This window comes from Enterobacter sp. BNK-18, from assembly GCF_047456135.1.
Classification (GTDB): Bacteria; Pseudomonadota; Gammaproteobacteria; order Enterobacterales; family Enterobacteriaceae; genus Enterobacter; species Enterobacter ludwigii.
On sequence record NZ_CP179899.1, the window covers coordinates 1,904,886 to 1,931,498 of the forward strand.

The window sequence follows — 26,613 nt, forward strand, 5'->3', positions numbered from 1 at the left end:
GTGGAAAAAGAGAACCTGACGCTGGATGATTTTCTGTCGCGCTTTCAACTTTTACGGCCCAACGTGAGCCGCGAAGCCCTGAATCAACGTCAGGCAGCGGTGTTGATCCCGGTGGTCCGTCGTGAGCAGCCGGGTCTGCTGCTCACCCAGCGTTCGCCACATTTACGTAAGCACGCCGGTCAGGTCGCCTTTCCGGGCGGTGCCGTGGACAGTTCTGACGCCTCGCTGATTGCCGCCGCGCTGCGTGAAGCCCAGGAAGAGGTCGCCATTCCGCCTGAAGCGGTTGAGATCATTGGCGTGCTGCCGCCGGTCGACAGCGTGACCGGTTTTCAGGTCACACCGGTGGTCGGCATTATCCCACCGGATCTGCAATATCACGCCAGCGTCGATGAAGTGTCTGCGGTGTTTGAGATGCCGCTGGAAGAGGCTCTTCGGCTCGGGCGTTATCATCCGCTGGATATCCAGCGTCGGGGTCATGCGCACCGGGTGTGGTTGTCCTGGTATCAGCATTATTTTGTCTGGGGCATGACGGCGGGCATCATTCGTGAACTGGCGCTGCAAATCGGCCTGAAGCCTTGACTATACTTTACATTCCACCCTCTTCTGCCAGGTTTGCGATCGGCGTCGCGCTATTAGCAAAACCATCGTTAACCATTAGTTTAATTCATGTGAATAGTTAAGCCGAGGTCGGTCTTCCCTCTTACACTATGCGCAGTTATAACATCGTTACTGGAACCCCGGTAACCCTGTCAGGAGTGTGAAAGTGATTAGTATATTCGACATGTTCAAAGTGGGAATTGGCCCTTCGTCTTCCCATACTGTTGGCCCGATGAAGGCCGGTAAACAGTTCGTCGATGATCTGGTCGAAAAAGGATTACTGGAAAGCGTTACCCGTGTCGCCGTGGATGTTTACGGCTCACTGTCATTAACGGGTAAAGGCCACCACACCGATATCGCCATTATTATGGGTCTGGCGGGCAATATGCCGGATACCGTAGATATTGATGCCATTCCGGCATTTATCCGCGACGTGGAAACGCGCGGCCGCCTGCTGCTGGCAAACGGTCAACATGAAGTGGATTTCCCGCATGATGACGGCATGCGTTTTCGTAGCGATAACCTGTCCCTGCATGAAAACGGTATGCAGATCCACGCCTTTAGCGGCGACAAAGTGATCTACAGCAAAACCTATTACTCCATTGGCGGTGGTTTTATCGTTGATGAGGAACACTTCGGCAAAGATACAACGGGTGATGTGAACGTACCTTACCCGTTCAAGTCCGCCAAAGAGATGCTGGACTACTGCCATGAAACCGGTCTGTCACTTTCCGGCATGGTGATGCAGAACGAACTGGCGCTGCACAGCAAAAAAGAGATTGAAGACTATTTTGCGAACGTGTGGCAAACCATGCAGGCCTGTATCGATCGCGGCATGAACACCGAAGGCGTACTGCCTGGGCCACTGCGCGTACCGCGTCGCGCCTCTGCGCTGCGCCGTATGCTGGTCACCACAGACAAATTCTCTAACGACCCGATGAACGTGGTCGACTGGGTGAACATGTTTGCGCTGGCGGTGAACGAAGAAAACGCCGCGGGTGGCAGGGTGGTGACTGCACCAACGAACGGCGCGTGCGGTATCGTTCCGGCGGTACTGGCCTACTACGATCACTTTATTGAACCCGTAACGCCTGATATCTACATTCGCTACTTCCTGGCAGCAGGGGCGATTGGTGCGCTGTACAAGATGAATGCGTCTATCTCTGGCGCTGAAGTGGGCTGTCAGGGTGAAGTGGGCGTGGCCTGTTCTATGGCCGCGGCCGGTCTTGCAGAGCTGCTGGGTGCCAGCCCGGAGCAGGTCTGTGTGGCGGCTGAAATCGGTATGGAACATAACCTCGGTCTCACCTGTGATCCGGTTGCGGGTCAGGTGCAGGTACCGTGCATTGAACGTAACGCTATCGCGTCGGTAAAAGCGATCAACGCCACGCGTATGGCCATGCGCCGTACCAGCGAGCCACGCGTTTCGCTGGACAAGGTTATCGAGACCATGTACGAAACCGGTAAAGACATGAACGCCAAATATCGTGAGACCTCCCGCGGCGGTCTGGCGATAAAGGTGCAGTGCGACTAACCGTTTCGCCTCAACGCCTCTCTCGCCCATCTTCCACGGATGGGCGAATTTTTATCCCTTTCTCGTCGACTTAATATTTCCCCACTACACTTGCTGTGTTGCCTCGGCTTTTGGTGCTGAAGGCGTATTGGGCGGCCTCCCATGCAAACAGCACAGAGGATCATAAAAAAGTATCGCCGAAAACGCGTCATCGTCTGCGTGATGGTTGCGCTTTTTACGCTCATCATTACGCTGGGTATACGCTTTATTTCACAGCGTAACGTAAATCAGCAAAACACCCTGAACTTTGCGGCGCACTCCGTCAACGTGCTGGATGACGTCTTATTGCCGCTGGAAAAAGGGCGCAGTCCGCTGCTGGCACTGGTCGGAGCGCCCTGCTCTCAGGCGCATTTAGTGTTACGAAAACAGGCAGCCTCACTGCAAACGGTGCGCTCAATTGCACTGGTCAAAGACGGTATCCTTTACTGTTCAAGTATTTTCGGCAATCGCGACGTCCCGTTGCGAGAGATTCAGCCTGCCCTGCCGTCCGCCGAAACAAAGCTGGTGCTCTCCACCGACAAATCCTTGCTTAAGGGAAGCCCGATCCTGATCCAGTGGTATCCGGTTTCTGATAGCGGAGAAGATGGTGTGATGCAGATTGTGAATATCGATCTCATCACTCGCCTGATGCTGGAGCCACAGCGCCCGCTTATCACCGACGTGGCCCTGACCGTGGGGGATAAATACCTGCGCTACGGTGAAAATGTCTCCGACTCGCTGACAATAAACGATGATGAGAGGGTTCTGCGCCAGCAATCCAGCCATTTCCCGTTCACCATTACCGTCAGTGGCCCGGGAGCCAGCGAGCTGGCGTTGATATATTTGCCCTCTCAGCTGCCGCTGGCGCTGATGCTCAGTCTCCTGATGGGTTACGTCGCCTGGCTTGCGACCGCGAACCGCATGAGCTTTACCTGGGAAATTAACCTTGGCCTGGCCGCACGTGAATTCGAGCTGTTTTGCCAGCCGCTGCTGAATGCCCGCACGCAGAAATGCGTGGGGGTGGAGATCCTGCTGCGCTGGAACAACCCCCGTCAGGGATGGATCTCCCCGGACGTTTTTATTCCGCTCGCCGAAGAGCACAACCTGATTATCCCCCTCACACGTTACGTCATTAACGAAACGGTGAGTCAGATTGGCTATTTTCCGTCAACGCCCGGCTTCCACATTGGCATCAACGCCGCCGCCAGCCATTTCCGACACGGAACGCTCATTCAGGACCTGAACCGCTACTGGTTCAGCGCGCATCCCACCCAGCAGCTAATTGTGGAGCTGACGGAGCGTGACGCGCTGCAGGACGTGGATTATCGCATTGTAAGAGAGTTACACCGTCAGGGCGTGAAGCTGGCCATTGATGATTTTGGCACCGGCAATAGCTCTCTCTCGTGGCTGGAAAAGCTGCATCCGGACGTGCTGAAAATTGATAAGTCCTTTACCAGCGCTATCGGCACTGATGCTGTGAACTCCACGGTGACGGACATCATCATTGCGCTCGGACAACGGCTTAGCATTGAGCTGGTGGCTGAAGGGGTAGAAACGCCCGAGCAGGCGCGGTATTTGCGTCATCACGGGGTAGAGGTACTGCAGGGATTTTTGTTTGCGCAGCCTATGCCGCTGAGGGAATTTCCGCAATGGCTGGCGGAGAGTTCGTCTCCGCCAGCACCGCGTAACGGGCATATCGTTCCGCTGATGCCGTTACGCTAGGCTCAGTTACTCTTCTTCGTCGTGGGCCGACTGCTCTTTAACAATGCGCACCATATCGACGCGATAGTCATTCGCTTCGATTATCGTGATCTGCAGCGGAGGCAGTTCAATGATATCGCCGGTCCGCGGGATTTGTCCGTTAACGGCAATAACCAGCCCAGCCACGGTCGCAATGTCCTCTTCATCGTTGATGATGTTTTCCAGACCCAGCGTGTGCTGCAGCGCGTGCAGATCGGTGGTGCCTTTCACCAGCCAGCCGTCACCGTCGGAGACAATTTCCGGGGTTTCATCCGCATCCGGGAATTCACCGGCAATGGCTTCAAGCACGTCGAGCGGCGTCACCAGACCCTGCACCACACCAAATTCATTGGTGACGATAACAAAGCTACCGCGTGCGCGGCGCAGGACGCCAAGCAGGTTGATAGGATCCAGCGTTTCCGGCACCACAATCGCCGGTGATGCGGCGGCGACGGCTTCGACGTTAATCCCTTCTTCCAGCGCCACCAGCATCTCTTTCGCACGCACCACGCCGATGATCTCGTCCAGTTCACCCCGGCATACCGGGAACAGGCTATGCGGTGAAGAGAGCAACTGCTGGCGAATCTCATCAACGCTCAGGCGGGAATCGACCCAGCTGATTTCACCGCGCGGGGTCATGATGCCGCGCAGCGAGCGGGAGGCCAGGGAGAGCACGCCGTTAATCATATAGCGCTCTTCTTCCACAAATGCCCCTTCCGGGACGGGAACCGGGTTACGGCTTTCATTGTCGTTCTGCACGTTGACCTGACGGCGACCGCCCATCAGACGCAGAATCGCATCAGCCGTACGCGCACGCAGCGGCTGGGTAGACTGCTGCTTGATAAAGTTATGTCGTGCAATCTGGTTAAACAACTCGATGAGGATCGAGAAGCCAATGGCTGCGTACAGGTAGCCTTTTGGTATATGGAAGCCAAAACCTTCCGCCACCAGGCTCAGACCAATCATCAGCAGGAAGCTAAGGCAGAGCACCACGACCGTCGGATGCTGATTCACAAAGCGCGTCAGTGGCTTAGACGCCAGCAGCATCACCGCCATCGCGATAACCACCGCAGCCATCATCACCGGGAGGTGGTTCACCATGCCGACAGCCGTGATCACCGCATCCAGCGAGAAGACCGCATCAAGCACCACGATCTGCAGTACCACGACCCAAAAGCTGGCATAGCCTTTACCGTGTCCATCATCGTGCTGGCGATTTTCCAGCCGCTCGTGAAGCTCTGTCGTCGCTTTGAAAAGCAGGAATATCCCCCCGAGCAGCATGATCAAATCACGGCCGGAGAAAGTGAAATCCATGACGGAAAAAAGCGGCTTCGTCAGCGTAACCATCCACGAGATCACGGACAGCAGTGCCAGACGCATGACCAATGCCAGAGAGAGGCCGATCAGACGCGCTTTATCACGTTGTTTTGGCGGCAGTTTGTCCGCAAGGATGGCAATAAACACCAGGTTATCAATGCCGAGAACAATCTCAAGCACGACCAGCGTGAGCAATCCCACCCAGATTGACGGGTCCATTAAGAATTCCATGAAACGCTCCTGCTAACGGAATGACCAAACGGTGCCCCACTCAACGTGGGCAAAACAGAGGCAGACAGAGTCGATACGTGGCGAGGATCGCCGGTGAAACAGGCGCGGAATGGCCTGGAGGATGACTGACGTCGGTGACGGTCCATATAGTGGGCTGTAGCCCTATACTCCTGAACAATTAAACGGAGGCTAAACATATCAGAGACAATGCGTTTTTAGCAAAGATTTACGTTCCTTTGCAAAGATCTGTAACACAGCTGCTTTACCTTACAGATAATTCTGTAACCCATAGCTAAATTACGGATCTTCATCACATAAATTATTTTTTCACTATCTAAAATAATTCGCGGAAGTCTTAGTTTTTTAACTCTAACCCTTTTCTGAATCGATTCGGTTGGCCAGATACGATTCACAGTGCGACTGCCTGGCAGGCGTATTAATGATAATAAAAGGAGGTAGCAAGTGACCATTGCTATTGTCATAGGCACACATGGTTGGGCTGCAGAGCAGTTACTCAAAACAGCAGAGATGCTGTTGGGTGAGCAGGAAAACGTCGGCTGGATCGATTTCGTTCCCGGTGAAAACGCTGAAACGCTGATTGAGAAGTACACTGCTCAACTGCAGAAACTGGATACCAGCAAAGGCGTGCTGTTTCTCGTTGATACATGGGGAGGCAGTCCGTTCAATGCTGCCAGCCGCATTGTCGTCGATAAAGAGCATTATGAAGTTGTCGCCGGGGTGAATATCCCCATGTTGGTGGAAACCTTCATGGCACGCGACGACAATCCGAGTTTCGATGAACTGGTCGCTCTGGCTGTTGAAACCGGTCGCGAAGGCGTGAAAGCGCTGAAAGCACAACCGGTTGAGAAGCCTGCTCCAGTGGCCGCGGTGCCAAAAGCCGAAGCCCCGGCGAAGCCCATGGGCCCGAATGATTACATGGTGATCGGCCTTGCCCGTATTGATGACCGTTTAATCCACGGCCAGGTGGCAACGCGCTGGACCAAAGAGACCAACGTTCGACGCATTATTGTCGTCAGCGATGAAGTTGCTGCTGATACCGTACGTAAAACCCTTCTGACACAGGTTGCTCCTCCTGGCGTTACCGCGCACGTGGTGGATGTCGCCAAAATGATCCGCGTTTATAACAACCCGAAATATGCGGGCGAGCGCGTGATGCTGCTGTTCACAAACCCGACAGACGTTGAACGCCTGGTTGAAGGCGGCGTGAAAATTACCTCCGTAAACATTGGTGGTATGGCATTCCGTCAGGGCAAAACGCAGGTCAACAACGCCATTTCAGTCGATGCGAAAGATATCGAGGCATTCAACAAGCTGAATGCACGCGGTATCGAACTGGAAGCCCGTAAGGTTTCCACGGATCAGAAACTGAAAATGATGGATCTGATCGGTAAAGTTGGGAAATAAGCCCGCGCCGGTTTTTCACATAAAGCTTATGTAATAGGAGAAGTACAATGGAGATTACCACTCTTCAGATTGTGCTGGTGTTCATCGTCGCGTGTATTGCGGGTATGGAATCCGTACTTGATGAATTTCAGTTCCACCGCCCTCTGGTGGCCTGTACGTTGATTGGTGCCGTTTTGGGTGATATGAAAACCGGGATCATCATCGGTGGTACCCTGGAAATGATTGCCCTGGGCTGGATGAACATCGGTGCGGCAGTTGCGCCTGATGCCGCGCTGGCATCCATCATTTCTACGGTTCTGGTTATTGCCGGTCACCAGAGTATCGGTGCAGGTATTGCCCTGGCAATCCCGCTGGCAGCAGCAGGTCAGGTACTGACCATCATCGTGCGTACTATCACCGTGGCCTTCCAGCACGCGGCGGATAAGGCGGCCGAAAATGGCAACCTGACGGCGCTCTCCTGGATCCACGTCTCGTCCCTGTTCCTGCAGGCGATGCGTATCGCGATCCCGGCCGTTATCGTTGCGATCTCCGTCGGTACCAGCGAAGTACAGAGCATGCTGAACGCCATTCCAGAAGTGGTCACCGGCGGTCTGAACATCGCAGGCGGTATGATTGTGGTGGTTGGTTATGCGATGGTTATCAATATGATGCGCGCAGGCTACCTGATGCCGTTCTTCTACCTCGGCTTCGTTACTGCTGCGTTCACCAACTTCAACCTGGTTGCGCTGGGTGTGATTGGTGCAGTGATGGCGATTCTCTACATCCAGCTCAGCCCGAAATATAACCGCGTTGCGGGTGCCCCAGCGCAGGCTGCTGGTAATAACGATCTCGATAACGAACTGGACTAGCAGGTGAGCGAAATGGTTGATATGACAAAAACTACCACCGAGAAAAAACTCACTCCGGGTGATATTCGTGGCGTGTTCATCCGTTCTAACCTGTTTCAGGGTTCATGGAACTTCGAACGTATGCAGGCGCTGGGCTTCTGTTTCTCCATGGTACCGGCTATCAAACGCCTGTATCCGGAAAACAACGAAGCGCGCCGTCAGGCGATTAAGCGTCACCTGGAATTCTTTAACACCCATCCTTATGTGGCGGCTCCGGTTCTGGGCGTGACGTTGGCGATGGAAGAGCAGCGTGCAAACGGCGCAGAGATTGACGATGGTGCCATCAACGGTATCAAAGTCGGTCTGATGGGTCCGCTGGCAGGCGTCGGTGACCCAATCTTCTGGGGTACCGTGCGTCCGGTCTTCGCGGCGCTGGGTGCCGGTATCGCCATGAGCGGAAGCCTGCTTGGGCCACTGCTGTTCTTCATCCTGTTCAATGCGGTGCGTCTGCTGACCCGTTACTACGGTGTGGCTTACGGTTACCGTAAAGGGGTGGACATCGTTAAGGATATGGGCGGCGGCTTCCTGCAGAAACTGACTGAGGGGGCGTCAATCCTCGGCCTGTTTGTCATGGGGGCACTGGTTAACAAGTGGACGCACGTGAACATCCCGCTGGTGGTGTCCACCATCACCGGTCAGGATGGTCAGACCCGTGTTACCACCGTGCAGACGATTCTGGACCAGCTGATGCCGGGTCTGGTACCGCTGCTGCTGACCTTCGCCTGTATGTGGCTGCTGCGTAAGAAAGTTAACCCGCTGTGGATCATTGTTGGCTTCTTCGTCATCGGTATCGCGGGCTACGCTGTCGGTCTGCTGGGCCTGTAAGACATCACGTAATACGCCGGGGGCTTGCCCCCGGTTTTTTTATCTGGAGGATGAATGACTGTCACGGACATCGTACTGGTTTTGTTTATTGTGGCCCTTCTGGCATATGCGATCTATGACGAGTTCATCATGCCCCGCCGCCACGGCGAAACGCTGCTCTCCCTGCCCCTTCTGCGACGCGGCCGCGTGGATGCGTTTATCTTCGCCGGTCTCATCGTCATTCTAATTTACAACAACGTGACCGGTCATGGTGCAATATTAACCACATGGTTATTATGTGCGCTGGCATTAATGGCGATTTATCTGTTCTGGATCCGTGTTCCGAAAATCATTTTTAAAAGCCGCGGGTTTTTCTTCGCCAATGTATGGATAGAATATAACCGTATTAAAGAGATGAATTTATCGGAAGATGGTGTACTGGTGATGCAATTAGAGCAACGCCGGCTGCTTATTCGGGTCAAGAATATTGACGACCTGGAAAGAATATACAAACTTATGCTTAAAACTCAGTAAGTTAACCACATAGCTTTGGCTATATTCTGCGTTTATTTTGCGCACCTGATATAGCCAAAGCTATATTCCATTCTGTCATTTCTCTTATATTTATTAACGTTATTTTCACGCATAAATCTAAATGAAAATCGTTATCAACACCTTGACGAAATAATGCCGCTTCATTGTTGTTTTATATTCTCAAAATATGTTAAGGTTGCGCCCGTCGTTGGGGAGTAGCTGATTTCCTGTTCGCAGGAAATGTACGTGTCAACATACTCGTTGAAAAACGTGGCACGTACGGACCGTTTGCCGCACAGATTTGTGCAAGGCGGTCAGGCGAGACCATAGATACATCAACTGCTGTTTACTGGGGGCAGTGATGTGTCATATGGATATCTCCCGGTCTGGACGCTTTAATGAATATCTCCGCAACCCTTCTTCTTGCTTTCGGTATGTCCATGGACGCTTTTGCCGCTTCCATCGGTAAAGGTGCCTCGCTGCACAAACCCAAATTCTCTGAAGCGCTACGCACAGGCCTTATCTTTGGTGCTATCGAAACGCTGACACCGCTCATCGGCTGGGGTCTTGGTATGCTGGCAAGCCAGTTCATACTGGAGTGGAACCACTGGATCGCTTTCGTGCTGCTCGTATTTCTGGGGGGGCGAATGGTGATTGAAGGTTTTCGCGGCAATGGCGATGAGGAAGACGAGCCGCAGCACCGCCACGGTTTCTGGCTGCTGGTGACCACCGCCATCGCCACCAGTCTCGACGCCATGGCCGTCGGTGTGGGCCTGGCATTCCTGCAGGTCAATATTATTGCGACCGCGCTGGCCATTGGTTGTGCCACGCTGATTATGTCGACGCTGGGAATGATGGTTGGCCGGTTTATTGGCCCTCTGCTGGGCAAACGCGCCGAGATCCTGGGCGGTATCGTGCTGATTGGCATTGGTGCCCAGATCCTCTGGGCACACTTCGCCGGTTAATCTTCGCACTGCCAGCAGTGGATACTGAAATCCGTCTGGCAGCGAAACGTTGTTTGCTCCGCTAAGGTTTCCCACACGTTCGGTTTCGCCCGCCATGCAAATGGCGTCATCTGCAACAACGCTACGGCTTCTTCCCCTGCCAGGTTCATCTCGTAGGCCAGCGTCTGCTCCTGCTTCAGCGTAAAGCCCGCCAGTTGCTCAGAATGTGGCGCATGCAGCCGAACATCATCATAGATAAGCCCTTTAAGCTCCATCAGATGTCGGGGACCTGGCGTGACGGTAATGACCCATCCGCCCGGTTTGATAACGCGTGCCAACTCCTGCGCCTTACAGGGCGCATAGATGCGGATAACCGCATCCATGCTGGCATCGTCAAACGGCAGTCGGTGGCTCGATGCCACGCAGAACGTCACGCCGGAGTAGCGTTTTGCCGCCGCGCGGATAGCCACTTTGGAAACATCCAGACCAAATGTCTGCGCGCCCTTCTCTTGTGCAACCTCAGCAAACCGCGCGGTGTAATACCCTTCCCCGCAGCCAATATCCAGCACGCCTGCTGCACTGTCAGTCAGATTATCTTCCAGCAATTGCGCGACGGCCTCTCTGAGTGGCTGATAGTGCCCGGCGTCGAGAAATGCCCGACGTGCCTGCATCATCTCAGCACTGTCACCCGGATCGCGCGAGCGCTTATGCTGCACCGGCAGAAGATTCACGTAGCCTTCTTTCGCCATATCAAACTGATGTCCCTGCGGACAGGCATAACTTTTTTCTGATCGCGTCAGACGCGCGTGGCAAAGGGGACAACTGAAGGACATGGCAGCTCCGGGGCGTAAATCAAAGGGCGAAGTGTACCGCTATTCGCCCCGGTATAAAACGCCTGGGTTAACGCATGACGATAAGGTGCGAGGAATCAGGCGCCAGACCATCGGGTTTGACGTTCTCAAGACGCAATACGTTACCCATAATCTCGCTGAATACCGGTGCGGAGACGGCGCCGCCATAGTACGCCCCGTTTTGAGGATCGTTAATCACGACCACCAGCGCAAAACGCGGATCGCTGGCAGGCGCGACGCCCGCGGTATAGGCAACGTATTTATCGACATATTTGCCGCTATCATCGATTTTCTTCGCCGTACCGGTTTTCACCGCCACACGGTAATCACGTACCGCAGCCTTAACGCCGCCCCCGCCCGGCAGCGCAACGCTCTCCATCATATGCTCGACCTGATGAGCAATCTCTTCCGGCATGACTCTGTGCCCGATAACGGGTGGATCGATACGGGTAATTGAGAGGGGCCGTTCCAGCCCGAAGCCGCCGATGGTGGCATAGACGTGCGCCAGCTGGAGGGGGGTGACCATCAGACCATAGCCAAAGGCGAAGGTCGCCCTGTCGAGCTGGCTCCAGTATTTACGCTGGGGTAACAGACCGGCGCTCTCGCCGGTTAAGCCAAGCCCGGTGTTTGTACCAAAACCAAAGTTCCGGTAGGTATCAATCAGATGCTGAACAGGCATCGCCAGCGAGAGGCGAGATACGCCAGTGTCGCTCGATTTTTGCAGGATCCCGGTCATCGAGAGTTCAGGGTAGTAACCCACGTCCCGAATACGGTGTCCGTCAAGCATATACGGATGGGTGTCAATGACGCTGTCAGGCTGCACCAGCCCCTGTTGCAATGCCGTCATCAGCACAAGCGGCTTCACGGTTGAACCTGGCTCGAACGTATCGCTGATGGCACGGTTACGAAAATCGTCTATTGTCGCGCCCTGGCGGTTATTGGGGTTGAAATCCGGATAGCTCGCCATCGCGAGGATTTCACCGGTGGGGATATTAATGAGCACTGATGCCCCCGACTCCGCCTTGTTCCAGGCCACTGCGTTATCAAGCGCATCTTCGGTGATGGTTTGCAGGCGCTCATCAATACTGAGCTGAATATTGTGCGCAGGCACCGGCGCGACTTCCGTCAGATTTTCCACCACACGACCGTAACGGTCTTCCCTGACCTGCCGGACGCCCGGCTTGCCTGTTAACTGGGTGTTGAAACTTTTCTCCACCCCCTCAATACCCTGACCGTCAATATTGGTGAAACCAATCAGGTTTGCCGCCACATGCCCGGCAGGATAAAAACGGCGTGATTCATCGCGTAAATTGATACCCGGCAAATTCAGCTTATCGATCCATTTTGCCTGAGCAGGATCCACCTGCCGGGCAAGGTAGATGAACCTCCCCAGTGGATTCGCGTTAATCCGTGATGACAGGGTGTTCAGGGAGAGATGTAACGCATTCGCTAGCGCCTGCCAGCGATCGTCAAAGCCCACGCCCCCTTTTGCCAGCACCGTTTTTGGGTCGGCCCACACGGCCCTGACCGGGACACTGACCGCCAGCGGCCGGCCCTCACGATCCATGATCATTCCGCGGGGAGCATCAATCGGCAGTTCGCGCAGCGATCGCATATCCTCCTGCTTGACCAGGTTGTCAGGTTTAATAATTTGCAGCCAGGCAACGCGGCCCAGCAAAAACGCCAGACTGCAAAAAATGGCTAAACAGAGCAGCGCAAAACGCGCCGGCGTGAAATTGCCGGCGGTCGTTATCATTTTCTTCTTCACCTGAACCCCAGGACTGTTAAACAACGCCCTGATTTAACGGGAAAAGACGGCCAGAGGGAGGGAAAACAGTGCTACTAACCTCGTAGCTTTGCAACAAGTTACTAACAAGAGCGGGGATGGTAATATTTTGAAAGATAAGGCACATAAAAAAGCCCCGCTATATGCGAGGCTTTATGTCTGAGAGTGAAGTACAACGTGCTTCAGTCAGCAGTGGTTCGATCAGATAGCAGTTACGTTAACTGCAGCTGGGCCTTTCTGGCCGTCCTGAATTTCGAACTCAACGTTCTGGCCTTCAGCCAGAGTTTTGAAGCCGTTACCCTGGATTGCAGAGAAGTGTACGAACACGTCTTTGCTGCCGTCAGCAGGAGTAATGAAACCAAAACCTTTAGACTCGTTGAACCACTTAACTTGACCTTTAATCTTTGCCATTTGCAAAATTCCTTAGAGTGTTTTCTTAGCCCGCAGGCATTACTGAGATAAAACTGAGACATTACTGCATGAGGCACTAATATAAGGTTCGGCAGAGAAGCGGTATTCAACGACAACGTGTTTACTCAGGACTTCTTTACTGAAAATGCCACACATAAACAGAACTGTACCTCGTTTGACCCAAAACGTGTTATCACACACTATGTTTAATATGGCAAGCCATTTTTAAACATGTCTCGATCCGCCGCACAAATTCGAACTGTGCCGGTATGCTTTTGCACAATTATGCGCATGACATATGGACAGCCCTGCTCACTTACACAGACTCGCCGTTGCTTTCACAACCGCTGTTATCTAAGACTTTTTTAACATAGCTCAATCATTCCAGTGCGTCCAGCAACCCGCTAAGAAAAAACCCCTACATTGATTGAGTTAGAACAATTTGTGAAAACTTATGCTTAAATCATTGTAACGCCCCTGTATTGTTACAGTGGAAATACAATGTTAATCCTTCACGCTAAACTGTATTAAAAAGCACCAGCTAATAAAGAATGTTATGCACCAAAATAATGAAATTTTTATGACTCTGCATCAAAACAAGGCAAGCAAAACGTTTCGATAAAAATAAAACATTCTTTAGACCTTAGACATACAGAATATATGCAACAATCCAGCGCTTCGTTTATAAGGATAAATATTCACCAATTTTCAGTATCCTGAAGGAATTATTAACCAGTGCTAAATTATCGAGGACTGCAGTTAACTCTCGCACGGGGTCATCAAGCGATTCATCAGCCAGTTCAAACACGCCCCAGTGAATGGGAAACGCCAGTGGGCATCCCAACTGTTGCCACAACGCAGCGGCAGATTGCGGATCCATATGATGTACGGCCATGAACCACCGTGGTGCATAAGCGCCAACGGGCAACGCCGCGGCGTCAATTTTACCCAGCCTTTCCGGTATTCGGAGCAGTTCAGGTGAATAGCCCGTGTCGCCGCTAAACCAGAAACGATGATGCCGCCCTTCAAACACCCAGCCACACCACAGGGAGCGATTGCGGTTCCAGAGCGTGCGCATACTCCAGTGCTGCGCCGGTACGGCGGACAGCGTTATCCCCTGCCAGGTGAAACTCTGCCACCAGTCGAGCTCAACAATGCGTCTTGCCCCCCGGCGGCGAAACCAGTCTGCCAGACCTAAGGGAACAAACAGAGTGACGTCGGGGAAGCGTTTAAGGATCCGGCGAATGGTCGCGTCATCCAGATGATCGTAATGATTATGGGAGATAACCACTGCATCGAGTTGCTGGAGCTGTTCGACAGACAGAGCGGGAGGCGTTTTACGTTGTGATCCGAGGAAAGGTAAGGGAGAGGCGCGGCGAGAAAAAACGGGGTCGGTCAGCAGGGTGTTACCATCAATGTGCAACAACAGGCTTGCGTGTCCGAGCCACCATACCCCATTTCCCTGCGGCTGCTTAAGCGTTGCCGGCTGCCACCACTGGCGGATAAAGTCCTCATATCCGTTTGCCGGGGGGCGGGGTAAGCCAGCTTCTTTGCGCGCTTTTCGCCAGCGATCAAGGTCACCGGGCTGATGCCCGACGGGGTCAGTATTACGAAAACCGTTCGGTGTGTGATGTTTCAGGGAGGGGTCATACCAGGGATTTTTCCAGACCACAGCCACCTCCCGGATAAGACAAATTAACGCTCAGCCACCAGGCGGATAAAGTCATCCTGCTCAGTGTTGTCTTCAGCAACCGCGTCTTTCGCCGACGCTTTCTCTTCTGGTTCGTTAGCCTCACACAGACGACGTAACAGCGCATTCTGACGTTTTTGTTGGTCAAGCAGCGCTTCCAGCAGTTCGATCTGCTCGTTTGTACGGGAACTGGCACGGTTTACGAAAAACCAAATGACAAGCCCCACCAGCAGAACAACCAACGAGATCATCAGGGATGCCATATTTAGCAGCCCTGAATTCAGTAACTCACCCATTTCACCACCTCAATAAAAACGTCTATCTTACCACTGGTGCGAAGGAAGGAAATCACCTTGAGAAAAAATGCGTGTTACCACGGAATAAACTTATTGATTGCGCAGACGCCGCTAAAAAACTGTACATCCTGATCGCACATCACATTGATAGTCTGCGTCCACAACACCACACAGGCTACCAGCACAATAATCAGAATCACCCAGCGTATTTTTTTCACTCCACACTCCGTCTAAAGGCCCGATATAACCAGATTATCACGGCTATCTTAAACAAGGACTAACTGTACCGCCATCTGGTCGTTTTCAGAATCATGCACTTGTTTCATAGAGTAAACCGTTTAGGCTTACTGCATGACAACAAAGATAAAGAGGCAATGATGCATTTAATTATTCGTACAATTATTGCACTGGCCGTAGTATGGGTTGGCCTTCTGTTAACCGGCTATGGCGTGCTTGTGGGAAGCACCGAAAACGCCGCTGGATTAGGTATTCAATGCAAATACATGACCGCGCAGGGCATGAGCACGGCACAATATATTCATTCAGACAGCGGGATCATTGGTTTAACCAACTGCCCGGTTCTGCGTAAAACATCCGTCGTCATTGATAACGGCTAATCACCCCGATTGATACTGATAAAAAACGCCGCACTGTGTGCGGCGTTTTTTGTGCCCGTAAGGATCAGAACGGGTAGTCGTTATAGCCCATTTGTTCTGAAATCTTGCGTGCGGCTGTATGGAGAATCGCCACATACTCATGCAGACGTTCTTCAGAAAAGCGCAGGGTCGGGAAAGAGATACTCAGCCCGGCAATGACAACGCCAAAGCGGTCAAATACCGGCACACCGATACAGCGCAGCCCTTCCTCCTGCTCTTCGTTATCTTCGCCATACCCCTGCTCACGTACTTTGTCGAGCACGGCCAATAACTCGTCAGTGCTAGTAATAGTGCGTTCAGTACTGCGCTTATATTCCACGCCTTCGAGGATCTGCTTCACTTCTTCGCGATCGCGCCACGCCAGCAACACTTTGCCAATCGCGGTACTGTAAAGCGGATTACGACGACCGATGCGTGAATACATGCGCAGGTTGTACATGGAGTCGATTTTATGGATGTAGACAATGCTGTCTTCATCCAGTGCCCCCAGGTGGATAGTCTCTTTGGTCAGGCGAGAGATCTCACGCATCTGGATATCTGCGCTGCGGATCAAATCCACGTTTTGCAGCGCACGGGCCCCGAGCTCGAACAGTTTCAGCGTCAGAGAATACTTTTCAGACTCGCCTTCCTGTGCGACGTAACCCAGTGACTTCATGGTTTGCAAAAAGCGATAAACGGTGCTTTTCGACATCATCACACGCTGCGACAACTCTGTAATACCAATTTCACGCTCTTCTCCGAGCGCCTGTAAGATGCCAAACACCTTCAGCACGGAAGAAACAGAATCTGGCTGTTTATCCAAATCTGCAATTGCCATTTACCACCTCATAGAGAGTGTTTTATAAAAATCAGAACCGGTTTTTATTATAAATTCCCGTCATGTTACCTGCAATCGATCCTCGTTTACTTCGTTACAAATCTGCGACATAAAACTGAAATAACGATGCTAAAATAGTTACCCTGAGAATAATTTCACACTGAGCTTTTCATCCCTAATGGAAAAAAACTTGTCCGATGGCCTGCCTTTGCCCCAGCGGTATGGCGCTATCGCCACGATTGTTATCGGTATTTCAATGGCCGTCCTAGACGGTGCAATCGCTAACGTTGCCCTGCCAACCATTGCCAGCGACCTGCATGCCTCCCCTGCCAGTTCTATATGGATAGTCAATGCCTACCAGATAGCGATCGTGGTTTCACTGCTCTCGTTCTCTTTCCTGGGCGATATGTTCGGTTACCGACGGGTGTATCAATGCGGCCTGCTGGTATTCACCTTTACTTCACTTTTCTGTGCCCTTTCTGATTCGCTGCATACTCTGACGCTTGCGCGCGTAGCGCAGGGTTTTGGGGGGGCGGCACTGATGAGCGTCAACACGGCGTTGATCCGCTTAATCTATCCGCAGCGTCATCTGGGACGCGGTATGGGGATAAACTCGTTTATTGTCGCCGTCTCGTCTGCGGCCGGGCCAACCCTTGCGGCGGCCATACTCTCTGTCGCGTCCTGGCAGTGGTTATTCGCCATTAACGTACCGCTGGGTATTGTGGCCCTCTTCTTTGCTCTGCGCTATCTTCCCGCGAACGGTCCCAAAAGCACGATGCCACGCTTTGACCTTATCAGCGCAGTGATGAATGCCCTGACCTTTGGCCTGCTGATTACTGCCCTGAGCGGCTTTGCACAAGGTCAGTCCCTTATACTTACCGCCGCGGAGCTCATTGCGCTGCTGGTGATTGGCTTCTTCTTTGTACGCCGTCAGCTCGCGCTCCCTGTCCCTTTACTGCCTGTCGACCTGCTGCGTACTCCTCTTTTTTCTCTCTCGATTTGTACTTCTGTTTGCTCATTCTGCGCTCAGATGCTGGCCCTGGTCTCTCTGCCCTTCTTCCTGCAAAGTGTGGTGGGACGTACTGAAGTCGAGACCGGACTGCTGTTAACGCCATGGCCACTGGCGACGATGGTAATGGCGCCGCTGGCAGGGTATTTGATTGAGCGCGTCCACGCCGGATTGCTTGGCGCGCTGGGGCTCGCCGTCATGGCCACGGGGCTCTTCGCACTCGCACTACTCCCCTCATCACCCACCGATCTGGATATCATCTGGCGCATGATCCTGTGCGGTGCAGGATTCGGTCTGTTCCAGTCGCCTAACAACCACACCATCATCACCTCAGCGCCGCGCCATCGCAGCGGTGGTGCCAGCGGTATGTTGGGCACCGCACGTTTGCTGGGACAAAGCACCGGCGCGGCCCTGGTCGCGCTGATGTTTAATCTTGCCGGGCAAAATGGCAACCACGTTGCACTTTTCACCGCAGGCGCCCTTGCCACCCTCGCCGCCATCATCAGCGGGCTGCGCATTACCCAGCCCAGAGTACAGGCATAAAAAAAGCCGGGCGGATATCTCCAGCCCGGCTCATTGCTCTTCTTAGCGTTACTTCAGGTATTCACCACTGCGCAGCGCTTCAATACGTTTATCCAGCGGCGGGTGACTCATAAACAGTTCGCTCAGCGATTTTGATTTACCGTTAATGCAGAATGCCATAATGCTGGTCGCTTCCTGCGGTTCATAGCTGGTTTTCAGACGCTGTAGCGCGGCAATCATCTTCTCACGGCCAACCAGTTTCGCCGAGCCAGCATCCGCGTGGAACTCACGATGACGGGAGAACCACATGGTGATGATGCTGGCGAGAATACCGAATACCAGCTCCAGTACCGTCGCAACCGCGAAATAGATCAGCGGGTTGCCGTTGCTCTCTTCCCCTTCATCGCGGTTCCCGCCCATAAAGCCTGCCGCGATCTGCGCCAGAATACGGGAGATGAAGATAACAAAGGTGTTCACTACGCCCTGGATCAGGGTCATGGTGACCATGTCGCCGTTCGCGATATGGCTGATTTCGTGAGCGATAACCGCTTCGGCTTCGTCACGGCTCATGTTCTGCAACAACCCGGTGCTGACGGCAACCAGCGACGCATCACGACGGGCACCTGTGGCAAAGGCGTTAATATCTGGCGCGTGGTAAATGGCCACCTGCGGCATGGCGATACCCGCCTGCTGCGATTGCTGAGCCACGGTATTCATCAGCCACTGTTCCATATCGTTACGCGGTTGCTCAATGACTTCACCACCTACCGATTTCAGTGCCATCCATTTCGACATCAGGAGTGAAACGAATGAGCCACCAAAACCAAACAGCAGCGCCATAATCAACAGACCCTGAACGCTGCTCGACTGAATTCCTGTCAGGCTTAGCACGAGCCCGAAAACCACCATCACCGCAAGGTTGGTGAGCAGGAAGAGCGCGATTCGCATCATAATTTTCTTTTAACCTCAGTTTAACAAAGCGCACTATGCGATTACCCACATCGTATGGGTATTACGGCTATTTTCAAGCATCCATCGGGCGTAAGTCACCAGAAAGACACAACTTTACACAATTGGAAATTTGCCTGACGGGAGAATGCGGAACAAAAAGAAACAGGCACAATTTCTTGTGCCTGTTGGGGGATTATTTTGCCGGTGCAGGTTGCACGGCGGGCTTCGCCTTTTCCTGATTCGCCAGGTCAAGAGCGATATGCACCGTCTCGTCGAGGTAAGGATCCGGCTCCTGGTAATCTTTTGGCAGATCGTCCAGTTTCTTAAGCAGAGGCTTACCTTCTCGCTTGAAGCGATCGTTGATACGCGCCAGACGCGTTGCATCATCTTCGTTGTTCTCTTTCTCACGCTGAGCGTAGTTGAGAGAAACAATATTCCGCTTATCTTTCAGGGCATTGAAACGAGCAATGTCCTTCATGATGTACTGGAATTCCGGATCTTTGGCGATGCGATCGTTGTGCGCTTTCAGCAGTTCAGGACCAAACTGCGTCATATCACCCGCTTTCACGTAGGTCGCGGCGTTAATGCTATCCCACGGCAATGCGTTATCTTCAAACTTCTCGCCGGTTTCAGTCTCTTCCGTGCCTGTCGGCATCATGATATCCGGCGTCACGCCTTTACGCTGCGTACTGCCACCGTTCACACGATAGAATTTCTGAATGGTGTACTGAACCGAACCCAGTGCAGGCCATTCCGGACGCAGCATCTGATCGTAGATACGATTCAGAGAACGATACTGCTGTACGGTACCTTTACCAAATGTCGGCTCACCGACAATCAGCGCACGGCCATAGTCCTGCATAGCGGCGGCAAAGATTTCAGACGCGGAAGCACTGAAGCGATCGACTAAGACCACCAGCGGGCCTTTGTAATAGACCACACCATCGTTGTCGGCATCTTCACGTACTTTACCGTTGTTATCGCGCACCTGAACCACCGGACCAGACGGGATAAACAGCCCGGACAGTGAAACCGCTTCGGTCAGCGCCCCACCACCGTTGCTGCGCAAGTCGATGATGACGCTGCTCACGTTCTGCTTTTCAAGCTTCTGCAGCTGGACTTTTACATCATCAGTCAGCCCGACGTAGAAGCCCGGGATATCCAGAACACCCACCTTCTCTTTACCCACGGTCTTCACCGACATTTTCACCGCGCGGTCTTCCAGGCGGATACGCTCACGCGTCAGGGTAACGATACGGGTTTTGGTGCCTTTACCGGCTGGCAGAATTTCAAGGCGAACTTTGCTGCCTTTCGGGCCTTTGATCAGCGCAACCACATCATCCAGACGCCAGCCGATCACATCGACCATGTTCTGTCCGGTTTGACCCACACCAACAATGCGATCGCCTACGCTTATCGCTTTGCTTTTCGACGCCGGGCCACCGGCCACCATTGAGTTGATCACGGTGTAATCATCGTCCATCTGCAGCACCGCACCGATACCTTCCAGAGACAGGCTCATTTCGGTATTAAACTGTTCGGTATTGCGAGGCGAGAGATAATTGGTATGCGGATCGATTTCGTGAGCGAAAGCGGTCATTGCCAGTGAGAAAACATCTTCACTGTTGGTCTGAGCCAGACGACGAATAGCGAATTTGTAACGACGCGTCAGCGTGTCACGGATCTCTTTTTCATCTTTGCCGGTCAGCTTAAGGCTCAGCTCGTCGTATTTTACTTTTCCATCCCACAGCGCATTCAGCTCGGCTTCGTCTTTCGGCCAGGGCGCTTTGCTGCGGTCCAGATTAAAGGTGTCGTTGCCGGTGAAGTCCATCGGACGTTCCAGCACTTTCAGCGCATACTGATAGCGTTCAAAGCGGCGCTTTTGCGACAGGTTATAGAGATCGTAGAACAGATCCAGCTTGCCTGAACGCAACTCGTCACCCACCCCGGATTTACGCTTAGCGAACTGCTCGACATCGCTGGCGAGCAGTACGTTATGGCTGTAATCCAGCAAGTTCAGATAGCGGTCAAAGATTTTGGCCGAAAAGGCCTGATCGAGATCGAACTGACGATAGTGCGAACGAGTGAAGCGTGAGGTCACACGCTCGCTCACCGTCGCGTGCTGCGTCTCTTCCTTGAGGACCGGAATTTGATCAACACGCGTGATATCGTCCACTGCGAAAGCATGGCCTGTTATAGCAAACAGGCCCGCCAACGCGGTGAGCTTAAAAAAAGTGTTCATGCCAGGCTTGGCCTCCGTTTCAGAACAACAAGTGTTCTGCGCGTACAATCATTGACATACCAGAAGTCAGCTGTACACGAACGCCATCTTTGGTGATTTCCAGTACGGTGGCGTCCATTGCGTTGTTACCCGCTTTCACCTTCAGTGCCTGACCCACGCTCAGGGCGTTAATGTCAGAAACCGGCGTATGGCGCGGCTCTTCACGAGGGGCGCGCGTGGCTTTAGCTGCTGGTTTGTCAGCACGCGGTTTGCGATCGTTATTATCGTTACGACGCGGCGCTGGGCGTGGTTTACGCTCACGACGAGGCGCTTCTTCCTGGCCGTTTGCCGCTGCGGCTTCGCGTTTTTTCGCTTGCTGTTCTGCACGTTGTGCCTGAACGCGTGCTTTGGCTTCTTCCAGCTGTTTACGTGCGTGCTCAACGTGCTGCTCGTCCAGCTCACCACAAGGGTTGCCGTCAAGATCAACACGCGTCGCGCCCGCTTTGATACCGTACAAGTAACGCCAGCTCGAAGTATAAAGACGTAAGGCGGAACGAAGCTGAGTTTTGCTGAGGTTCATTTCCCCCTCAACGCGTGCCACCAGATCCTGAAAAATACCGACTTTCAGGGGACGAGCTTCACCTTCAGCACTGAAGCACTGTGGGAAACGCTCGGCCAGAAATGCGATAACTTCTTTACTGCTATTCAACTTAGGTTGATTTTCCATGAAATTTCCTGATTACAACGGACGTTGCCAACAAGCGCAGGCATGAACAGGCGTCATTATAATGACGCTATCAGTAAATGCTACGTTATCCGTTGATTATCCTGCTACGCTCGCAAAGAATTTTTGATAATCGGTTGCGGCGAGAACGTTTTCGAGGTTCGCCACCAGCTCGCGCAGCCCTTGTTCGTCCTCGGTTGTGAAGCGACTGAAGACCGTGCTGTCGATATCCAGAACGCCAATAATCTGATTTTTTACCACCAGAGGCAGAACGATTTCAGAATTGCTGGCTGCGTCACAGGCAATGTGTCCGTCAAACGCATGGACGTCTTCGACGCGCTGTACCTGATTAGTCGCGACCGCTGTACCACAAACGCCGCGTCCTACGGGAATACGCACGCAGGCAATTTTCCCCTGGAACGGGCCAAGCACCAGCGTTTCACCTTCCAGAAGGTAAAAACCGGCCCAGTTAACGTCTGATAGCCGTTCAAACAGCAATGCGCTAGTATTTGCCAGAGTGGCTAAGAAGCTGGTCTCACCCGCCATCAATGCCTTAAAATCGCGGTTAAGATCCGCGTAGAATTCTGTTTTGTTCATTATTCAATCACTTAGTTGTCTTACAAAATTACCGCATAGCCTATTAAAATAAGCATTAAATGCGCTCATGCTCAAGATGAATCCGTTCATGAGTTAATATAACGTTCAACAATACTTATTTGTGCGCAGCTGATGGCCTTAAAAACAACCAAAATTACGCCGACAAAAAAGATAACTGTCCATACGGTAAGCGAAGCTTTGCCTCGTGCACATTATCAGCGTTGCCCGCAGTGCGATACGCTTTTTATGTTGCCGAAGATGAAATCGCATGAAAGTGCTTTTTGCCCCCGCTGCGACGCTAAAATTCGCGACGGCCGCGACTGGTCGCTGACCCGCCTCGCCGCGATGGCCATCACCATGCTGTTTCTTATGCCGTTTGCCTGGGGCGAACCGCTGCTGAAGCTGTACCTGCTTGGTGTGCGTATTGATGCCAACGTACTGCAGGGGATCTGGCAGATGACGCGCCAGGGTGACCCGCTCACCGCCGCCATGGTGCTGTTCTGTACGGTCGGCGCGCCGCTGGTGCTGGTCGCTGCCATTGCCTATCTTTGGTTTGGTAACATTCTGGGGATGAATCTCCGCCCCGTGTTGCTGATGCTGGACAAACTGAAAGAGTGGGTCATGCTGGATATCTACCTGGTGGGCGTCGGCGTGGCGTCCATAAAAGTGCAGGACTATGCATTCTTGCAGCCCGGGGTCGGACTCTTTGCATTTATTTGCCTCGTCTTGCTCAGCATCCTCACACTCATTCATCTGAACGTCGAACAGCTCTGGGAGCGCTTTTACCCTCAGCGCCCGGCCACGCGACCGGATGAAAGTCTCCGGGTCTGTCTGGGGTGTCACTATACTGGCTTGCCCGACCCACGTGGCCGTTGCCCGCGGTGTCATATTCCCCTGAGACTGCGGCGCAACAACAGTCTGCAAAAATGCTGGGCCGCGCTGATTGCCTCACTGGTCTTTTTGATCCCGGCCAATATGCTGCCGATTTCCATCATTTACGTGAATGGTGGGCGCCAGGAGGATACCATCCTCTCCGGGATCATCTCCCTCGCCCACAGCAACGTGGGGGTGGCGGCAATTGTGTTTATCGCCAGTATTCTGGTGCCGTTTACCAAAGTGGTGGTGATGTTTACCCTGCTCCTGAGTATTCACTTCAAATGTGAGCAAGGTTTACGTACCCGAATTCTGCTTTTGCGATACGTCACCTGGATTGGCCGCTGGTCGATGTTGGATCTGTTCGTGATTTCGTTGATGATGTCGCTGATCAATCGCGACCAGTTATTAGCTTTTACAATGGGACCCGCAGCTTTTTATTTCGGCTCCGCGGTGATATTGACTATTCTTGCTGTGGAATGGCTGGATAGCCGCTTACTTTGGGATGCACATGAGTCAGGAAACGCCCGCTTCGCCGACTGAAGCGAGAATTAAAACAAAACGCCGCATTTCTCCATTCTGGTTGCTGCCTGTCATCGCCCTGATGATTGCAGGCTGGCTTATCTGGACGAGCTATGAAGATCGCGGAAGCACCATCACCATTGACTTCCAGTCTGCCGACGGCATTGTGGCCGGGCGAACCCCTGTCCGCTTCCAGGGGGTTGAGGTGGGTACCGTTCAGGACATCAGCCTTGGAAAAGGGCTGAATAAAATTCAGGTTCGCGCCAGCATTAAGTCCGATATGCAGGATGCGCTGCGCAGCGAAACGCAGTTCTGGCTGGTAACGCCTAAGGCCTCTCTGGCGGGTGTTTCAGGGCTGGATGCACTGGTTGGCGGTAACTACATCGGCATGATGCCGGGTAAAGGTGAACCGCAGGATCACTTTGTTGCGCTGGATACCCAACCAAAATACCGACTGAATAACGGCGATCTGATGATCCATCTGCAGGCACCGGATTTGGGTTCCCTCAACAGTGGCTCACTGGTTTATTACCGTAAAATTCCGGTAGGTCGCGTTTATGATTACGCCATCAACCCGAATAAACAGGGCGTGACGATTGATGTGTTAATCGATCGCCGCTTCACTAACCTGGTGAAAAAAGGCAGCCGTTTCTGGAACGTCTCCGGCGTGGATGCCGATCTCAGCCTGAGCGGTGCCAAAGTGAAGCTCGAGAGCCTGGCCGCACTGGTCAACGGTGCCGTTGCCTTCGACTCTCCGGAAAACTCCAGCCCGGCCACGGCAGATGACACCTTCGGATTGTATGCTGACCTGGCGCACAGCCAGCGCGGCGTGATCGTCAAACTCGCCCTGCCCGATGCTAAAGGGCTGAAAGCGGGTTCCACACCGCTTATGTATCAGGGATTGCAGGTTGGGCAGCTCACCAAAATGACGCTCAATCCAGGCGGTTCCGTGACCGGTGAGATGACCGTCGACCCGAGCGTGGTTGATCTCCTGCGTGAAAAAACGCGTATCGAGATGCGCAGCCCAAAACTGTCTCTGAACGATACCAGCCTGAGCAATCTTCTGACCGGCAATACGTTTGAACTGATCCCCGGTGAAGGTCAACCCAGCAACAGTTTCGTTGTTGCGCCGGCAGATAAAGCGCTGCTGCAAAAACCGGGCGTCGTAACGGTAAAACTGACCGCGCCTGAAAGTTACGGTATCGAAGCCGGCCAGCCGCTGATTCTGCATGGCGTCCAGGTGGGCCAGGTGCTGGAGCGTACGCTCTCTGAAAACGGCGTGAGCTTCTCGGTGGCTATCGATCCGCAATACAGCGACCTCGTGCATGGCGACAGTAAATTCGTGGTGAACAGCCGCGTCGACGTGAAGGTAGGCCTCGACGGCGTTGAGTTCCTCGGTGCCAGCGCCAGCGAATGGGTTAACGGTGGGATCCGCATTTTACCGGGCAATAAAGGCCCGGTGCGCGACAGTTATCCGCTGTATGCCAACCTGGACAAAGCGATTGAAAACAGCATGAGCGATCTCCCAACCACGACACTGACGCTAAGCGCCGAGACGCTTCCTGATGTCCAGGCTGGCTCCGTCGTGCTGTACCGTAAGTTTGAGGTCGGGGAAGTGATTGCCGTACGCCCTCATGCGGACGCGTTTGATATCGAACTGCATATCAAACCGGAGTATCGCAAGTTGCTGACCCCGAATAGCGTGTTCTGGGCCGAAGGTGGTGCGAAAGTGCAGCTTAACGGGAACGGGCTGACCGTGCAGGCCTCCCCGCTTTCACGTGCGCTGCGCGGAGCGATCAGCTTCGATAACCTCAGCGGTGCGGGTGCAAACCTGCGTAAAGGCGATAAGCGTATTCTCTTCCCGTCTGAAACCGCTGCCCGTGCCGTTGGCGGACAGATTACCCTGCATGCTTTTGATGCAGGGAAGCTGGCGGAAGGGATGCCCATCCGTTATCTGGGTATTGATATCGGACAGATCCAGAAGCTGACGCTTATCACCGCGCGTAACGAGGTGCAGGCCACCGCCGTGCTCTACCCGGAATATGTTCAAACCTTCGCCCGCTCAGGCTCCCGCTTCTCGGTGGTGACGCCACAGATTTCGGCCGCTGGCGTTGAGCACCTCGACACTATCCTGCAGCCTTATATCAACGTCGAACCCGGTAAAGGGAATGCTCGCCGTGACTTTGAACTGCAGGAAGCCACGATCACTGACTCTCGCTATCTGGATGGCCTGAGCATTGTGGTGGAAGTGCCGGAAGCAGGCTCGCTGAACATCGGCACACCGGTGCTGTTCCGTGGGATTGAGGTGGGTACAGTGACGGGCCTGACGCTCGGTACGCTCTCTGACCGCGTGATGGTGGCATTACGCATCAGCGATCGTTACCAGCACCTGGTGCGTAATAACTCGGTGTTCTGGCTGGCCTCCGGCTATTCACTGGACTTCGGTCTGACGGGCGGGGTGGTGAAAACCGGCACCTTCAACCAGTTCATTCGTGGCGGTATTGCTTTCGCTACACCACCGGGGACGCCGCTGGCGCCGAAAGCGCAACCGGGCAAACACTTCCTGCTGCTCGAAAGCGAGCCGAAAGAGTGGCGTGAATGGGGCACTGCCCTGCCGCGTTAATCTCAGGGCTCCGGTGTCAACGCACCGGAGCCTTTA

Annotated in this window: 26 protein-coding genes and 1 riboswitch; of the genes, 12 read left to right on the forward strand and 14 right to left on the reverse strand. The window is 53.4% G+C overall.

Annotated features, from left to right (window positions below):
* The 3 genes from ACMGG3_RS09115 (at position 1) to ACMGG3_RS09125 (ending at position 3,868) form a co-directional block, all read left to right on the forward strand.
* Positions 1-579, forward strand: coding sequence for a CoA pyrophosphatase (locus ACMGG3_RS09115; protein ID WP_014170594.1), 579 nt, complete (start codon positions 1-3; stop codon positions 577-579).
* Positions 580-763: 184 nt separating this feature from the next.
* Positions 764-2,128, forward strand: coding sequence for an L-serine ammonia-lyase (sdaA, locus tag ACMGG3_RS09120; protein ID WP_032680789.1), 1,365 nt, complete (start codon positions 764-766; stop codon positions 2,126-2,128).
* A 141-nt stretch (positions 2,129-2,269) separates the two neighbouring features.
* Positions 2,270-3,868 carry an EAL domain-containing protein gene (locus tag ACMGG3_RS09125; RefSeq protein ID WP_410375137.1) on the forward strand — a complete coding sequence of 533 codons (1,599 nt, stop codon included), beginning with the start codon at positions 2,270-2,272 and terminating at the stop codon, positions 3,866-3,868.
* A 6-nt stretch (positions 3,869-3,874) separates the two neighbouring features.
* Here ACMGG3_RS09125 and yoaE read toward each other — a convergent pair whose 3' ends face one another.
* Entirely contained in the window at positions 3,875-5,434 is a 1,560-nt protein-coding gene (gene yoaE, locus ACMGG3_RS09130; RefSeq protein WP_014170597.1) for a CNNM family cation transport protein YoaE, read from the reverse strand.
* Positions 5,422-5,631, reverse strand: a complete 210-nt coding sequence (locus ACMGG3_RS09135) for a protein YoaL (protein ID WP_071605456.1) — start codon at positions 5,629-5,631, stop codon at positions 5,422-5,424. Before ACMGG3_RS09135 ends, yoaE begins: the two co-directional genes overlap by 13 nt.
* Before the next feature lie 265 nt (positions 5,632-5,896).
* Between ACMGG3_RS09135 and manX the strand changes: the two genes are divergently transcribed.
* From manX to mntP, 5 genes are all read left to right on the forward strand, one after another.
* Positions 5,897-6,859, forward strand: coding sequence for a PTS mannose transporter subunit IIAB (manX, locus tag ACMGG3_RS09140; RefSeq protein WP_414149804.1), 963 nt, complete (start codon positions 5,897-5,899; stop codon positions 6,857-6,859).
* A gap of 47 nt (positions 6,860-6,906) precedes the next feature.
* Entirely contained in the window at positions 6,907-7,707 is an 801-nt protein-coding gene (gene manY, locus ACMGG3_RS09145; protein ID WP_014170599.1) for a PTS mannose transporter subunit IIC, read from the forward strand.
* A 12-nt stretch (positions 7,708-7,719) separates the two neighbouring features.
* Positions 7,720-8,571 (forward strand): PTS mannose transporter subunit IID, encoded by an 852-nt coding sequence (locus ACMGG3_RS09150; RefSeq protein WP_006810994.1) that lies wholly within the window; start codon positions 7,720-7,722, stop codon positions 8,569-8,571.
* 54 nt (positions 8,572-8,625) lie between these two features.
* Positions 8,626-9,084, forward strand: a complete 459-nt coding sequence (locus ACMGG3_RS09155) for a DUF986 family protein (protein WP_014170600.1) — start codon at positions 8,626-8,628, stop codon at positions 9,082-9,084.
* 198 nt (positions 9,085-9,282) lie between these two features.
* A riboswitch (yybP-ykoY riboswitch) is annotated at positions 9,283-9,472 on the forward strand.
* A 10-nt stretch (positions 9,473-9,482) separates the two neighbouring features.
* Positions 9,483-10,049 carry a manganese efflux pump MntP gene (mntP, locus tag ACMGG3_RS09160; protein WP_014170601.1) on the forward strand — a complete coding sequence of 189 codons (567 nt, stop codon included), beginning with the start codon at positions 9,483-9,485 and terminating at the stop codon, positions 10,047-10,049.
* On the opposite strand, the gene rlmA is transcribed toward mntP, so the two are convergent.
* The 7 genes from rlmA to mgrB form a co-directional block, all read right to left on the reverse strand.
* The gene (gene rlmA / locus ACMGG3_RS09165) at positions 10,046-10,861 is read right to left on the reverse strand and encodes a 23S rRNA (guanine(745)-N(1))-methyltransferase (protein ID WP_414149805.1); all 816 of its coding nucleotides are present in this window, start codon (positions 10,859-10,861) and stop codon (positions 10,046-10,048) included. The two genes, mntP and rlmA, sit on opposite strands and share 4 nt — an antisense overlap.
* A 67-nt stretch (positions 10,862-10,928) precedes the next feature.
* Entirely contained in the window at positions 10,929-12,635 is a 1,707-nt protein-coding gene (ftsI, locus tag ACMGG3_RS09170) for a peptidoglycan glycosyltransferase FtsI (protein ID WP_074147038.1), read from the reverse strand.
* Positions 12,636-12,866: 231 nt separating this feature from the next.
* On the reverse strand, positions 12,867-13,076 hold the full coding sequence (gene cspE, locus ACMGG3_RS09175; protein WP_001062678.1) for a transcription antiterminator/RNA stability regulator CspE: 210 nt from the start codon (positions 13,074-13,076) through the stop codon (positions 12,867-12,869).
* A 39-nt stretch (positions 13,077-13,115) separates the two neighbouring features.
* Positions 13,116-13,232: a DUF2627 domain-containing protein gene (locus ACMGG3_RS09180; protein WP_032611517.1), complete on the reverse strand. Its 117-nt coding sequence runs from the start codon at positions 13,230-13,232 to the stop codon at positions 13,116-13,118.
* Positions 13,233-13,758: 526 nt separating this feature from the next.
* Entirely contained in the window at positions 13,759-14,748 is a 990-nt protein-coding gene (locus tag ACMGG3_RS09185; RefSeq protein WP_063156560.1) for an MBL fold metallo-hydrolase, read from the reverse strand.
* Between the two features lie 23 nt (positions 14,749-14,771).
* Complete coding sequence (locus tag ACMGG3_RS09190; protein ID WP_020883419.1) at positions 14,772-15,062, reverse strand: YebO family protein; 291 nt, start codon at positions 15,060-15,062, stop codon at positions 14,772-14,774.
* A 74-nt stretch (positions 15,063-15,136) separates the two neighbouring features.
* Entirely contained in the window at positions 15,137-15,280 is a 144-nt protein-coding gene (mgrB, locus tag ACMGG3_RS09195) for a PhoP/PhoQ regulator MgrB (protein WP_014170606.1), read from the reverse strand.
* Between the two features lie 159 nt (positions 15,281-15,439).
* On the opposite strand from mgrB, the gene ACMGG3_RS09200 reads away from it, so the two are divergent.
* A complete protein-coding gene (locus ACMGG3_RS09200) occupies positions 15,440-15,679 on the forward strand; it encodes a YobH family protein (RefSeq protein WP_020883418.1) in 240 nt (79 codons plus the stop codon).
* 64 nt (positions 15,680-15,743) lie between these two features.
* On the opposite strand, the gene kdgR is transcribed toward ACMGG3_RS09200, so the two are convergent.
* A complete protein-coding gene (gene kdgR / locus ACMGG3_RS09205; protein ID WP_014170608.1) occupies positions 15,744-16,535 on the reverse strand; it encodes a DNA-binding transcriptional regulator KdgR in 792 nt (263 codons plus the stop codon).
* 178 nt (positions 16,536-16,713) lie between these two features.
* Here kdgR and ACMGG3_RS09210 point away from each other — a divergent pair, with 178 nt between their 5' ends.
* Positions 16,714-18,087: an MFS transporter gene (locus ACMGG3_RS09210; RefSeq protein ID WP_414149806.1), complete on the forward strand. Its 1,374-nt coding sequence runs from the start codon at positions 16,714-16,716 to the stop codon at positions 18,085-18,087.
* Positions 18,088-18,135: 48 nt separating this feature from the next.
* Here the strand turns inward: ACMGG3_RS09210 and htpX are convergent, their stop codons facing one another.
* The 4 genes from htpX to ACMGG3_RS09230 form a co-directional block, all read right to left on the reverse strand.
* Positions 18,136-19,017 carry a protease HtpX gene (gene htpX / locus ACMGG3_RS09215; RefSeq protein ID WP_014170610.1) on the reverse strand — a complete coding sequence of 294 codons (882 nt, stop codon included), beginning with the start codon at positions 19,015-19,017 and terminating at the stop codon, positions 18,136-18,138.
* A gap of 193 nt (positions 19,018-19,210) precedes the next feature.
* Complete coding sequence (prc, locus tag ACMGG3_RS09220) at positions 19,211-21,259, reverse strand: carboxy terminal-processing peptidase (protein WP_020883416.1); 2,049 nt, start codon at positions 21,257-21,259, stop codon at positions 19,211-19,213.
* A gap of 19 nt (positions 21,260-21,278) precedes the next feature.
* Positions 21,279-21,965, reverse strand: a complete 687-nt coding sequence (proQ, locus tag ACMGG3_RS09225; protein ID WP_032680784.1) for an RNA chaperone ProQ — start codon at positions 21,963-21,965, stop codon at positions 21,279-21,281.
* Positions 21,966-22,061: 96 nt separating this feature from the next.
* Entirely contained in the window at positions 22,062-22,559 is a 498-nt protein-coding gene (locus tag ACMGG3_RS09230; protein ID WP_014170613.1) for a GAF domain-containing protein, read from the reverse strand.
* 132 nt (positions 22,560-22,691) lie between these two features.
* Here ACMGG3_RS09230 and yebS point away from each other — a divergent pair, with 132 nt between their 5' ends.
* Positions 22,692-23,975, forward strand: coding sequence for a membrane integrity lipid transport subunit YebS (gene yebS / locus ACMGG3_RS09235; RefSeq protein WP_414149807.1), 1,284 nt, complete (start codon positions 22,692-22,694; stop codon positions 23,973-23,975).
* Positions 23,944-26,577, forward strand: coding sequence for a PqiB family protein (locus tag ACMGG3_RS09240; protein ID WP_020883414.1), 2,634 nt, complete (start codon positions 23,944-23,946; stop codon positions 26,575-26,577). Before yebS ends, ACMGG3_RS09240 begins: the two co-directional genes overlap by 32 nt.
* Positions 26,578-26,613: the final 36 nt, after the last annotated feature.

Bases quoted from the DNA above. Each gene is read 5' to 3' on its own strand.
- ACMGG3_RS09190 (WP_020883419.1), bottom strand. From the start codon at position 15,062: ATGGGTGAGTTACTGAATTCAGGGCTGCTAAATATGGCATCCCTGATG.
- ACMGG3_RS09180 (WP_032611517.1), bottom strand. From the start codon at position 13,232: ATGTGTGGCATTTTCAGTAAAGAAGTCCTGAGTAAACACGTTGTCGTT.
- rlmA (WP_414149805.1), bottom strand. From the start codon at position 10,861: ATGTCCTTCAGTTGTCCCCTTTGCCACGCGCGTCTGACGCGATCAGAA.
- kdgR (WP_014170608.1), bottom strand. From the start codon at position 16,535: ATGGCAATTGCAGATTTGGATAAACAGCCAGATTCTGTTTCTTCCGTG.
- proQ (WP_032680784.1), bottom strand. From the start codon at position 21,965: ATGGAAAATCAACCTAAGTTGAATAGCAGTAAAGAAGTTATCGCATTT.
- htpX (WP_014170610.1), bottom strand. From the start codon at position 19,017: ATGATGCGAATCGCGCTCTTCCTGCTCACCAACCTTGCGGTGATGGTG.
- ACMGG3_RS09150 (WP_006810994.1), top strand. From the start codon at position 7,720: ATGGTTGATATGACAAAAACTACCACCGAGAAAAAACTCACTCCGGGT.
- mntP (WP_014170601.1), top strand. From the start codon at position 9,483: ATGAATATCTCCGCAACCCTTCTTCTTGCTTTCGGTATGTCCATGGAC.
- ACMGG3_RS09135 (WP_071605456.1), bottom strand. From the start codon at position 5,631: ATGTTTAGCCTCCGTTTAATTGTTCAGGAGTATAGGGCTACAGCCCAC.
- ACMGG3_RS09200 (WP_020883418.1), top strand. From the start codon at position 15,440: ATGCATTTAATTATTCGTACAATTATTGCACTGGCCGTAGTATGGGTT.
- ftsI (WP_074147038.1), bottom strand. From the start codon at position 12,635: ATGATAACGACCGCCGGCAATTTCACGCCGGCGCGTTTTGCGCTGCTC.
- manY (WP_014170599.1), top strand. From the start codon at position 6,907: ATGGAGATTACCACTCTTCAGATTGTGCTGGTGTTCATCGTCGCGTGT.
- ACMGG3_RS09155 (WP_014170600.1), top strand. From the start codon at position 8,626: ATGACTGTCACGGACATCGTACTGGTTTTGTTTATTGTGGCCCTTCTG.
- ACMGG3_RS09240 (WP_020883414.1), top strand. From the start codon at position 23,944: ATGAGTCAGGAAACGCCCGCTTCGCCGACTGAAGCGAGAATTAAAACA.
- cspE (WP_001062678.1), bottom strand. From the start codon at position 13,076: ATGGCAAAGATTAAAGGTCAAGTTAAGTGGTTCAACGAGTCTAAAGGT.
- ACMGG3_RS09125 (WP_410375137.1), top strand. From the start codon at position 2,270: ATGCAAACAGCACAGAGGATCATAAAAAAGTATCGCCGAAAACGCGTC.
- yoaE (WP_014170597.1), bottom strand. From the start codon at position 5,434: ATGGAATTCTTAATGGACCCGTCAATCTGGGTGGGATTGCTCACGCTG.
- yebS (WP_414149807.1), top strand. From the start codon at position 22,692: ATGGCCTTAAAAACAACCAAAATTACGCCGACAAAAAAGATAACTGTC.
- ACMGG3_RS09210 (WP_414149806.1), top strand. From the start codon at position 16,714: ATGGAAAAAAACTTGTCCGATGGCCTGCCTTTGCCCCAGCGGTATGGC.
- prc (WP_020883416.1), bottom strand. From the start codon at position 21,259: ATGAACACTTTTTTTAAGCTCACCGCGTTGGCGGGCCTGTTTGCTATA.
- ACMGG3_RS09230 (WP_014170613.1), bottom strand. From the start codon at position 22,559: ATGAACAAAACAGAATTCTACGCGGATCTTAACCGCGATTTTAAGGCA.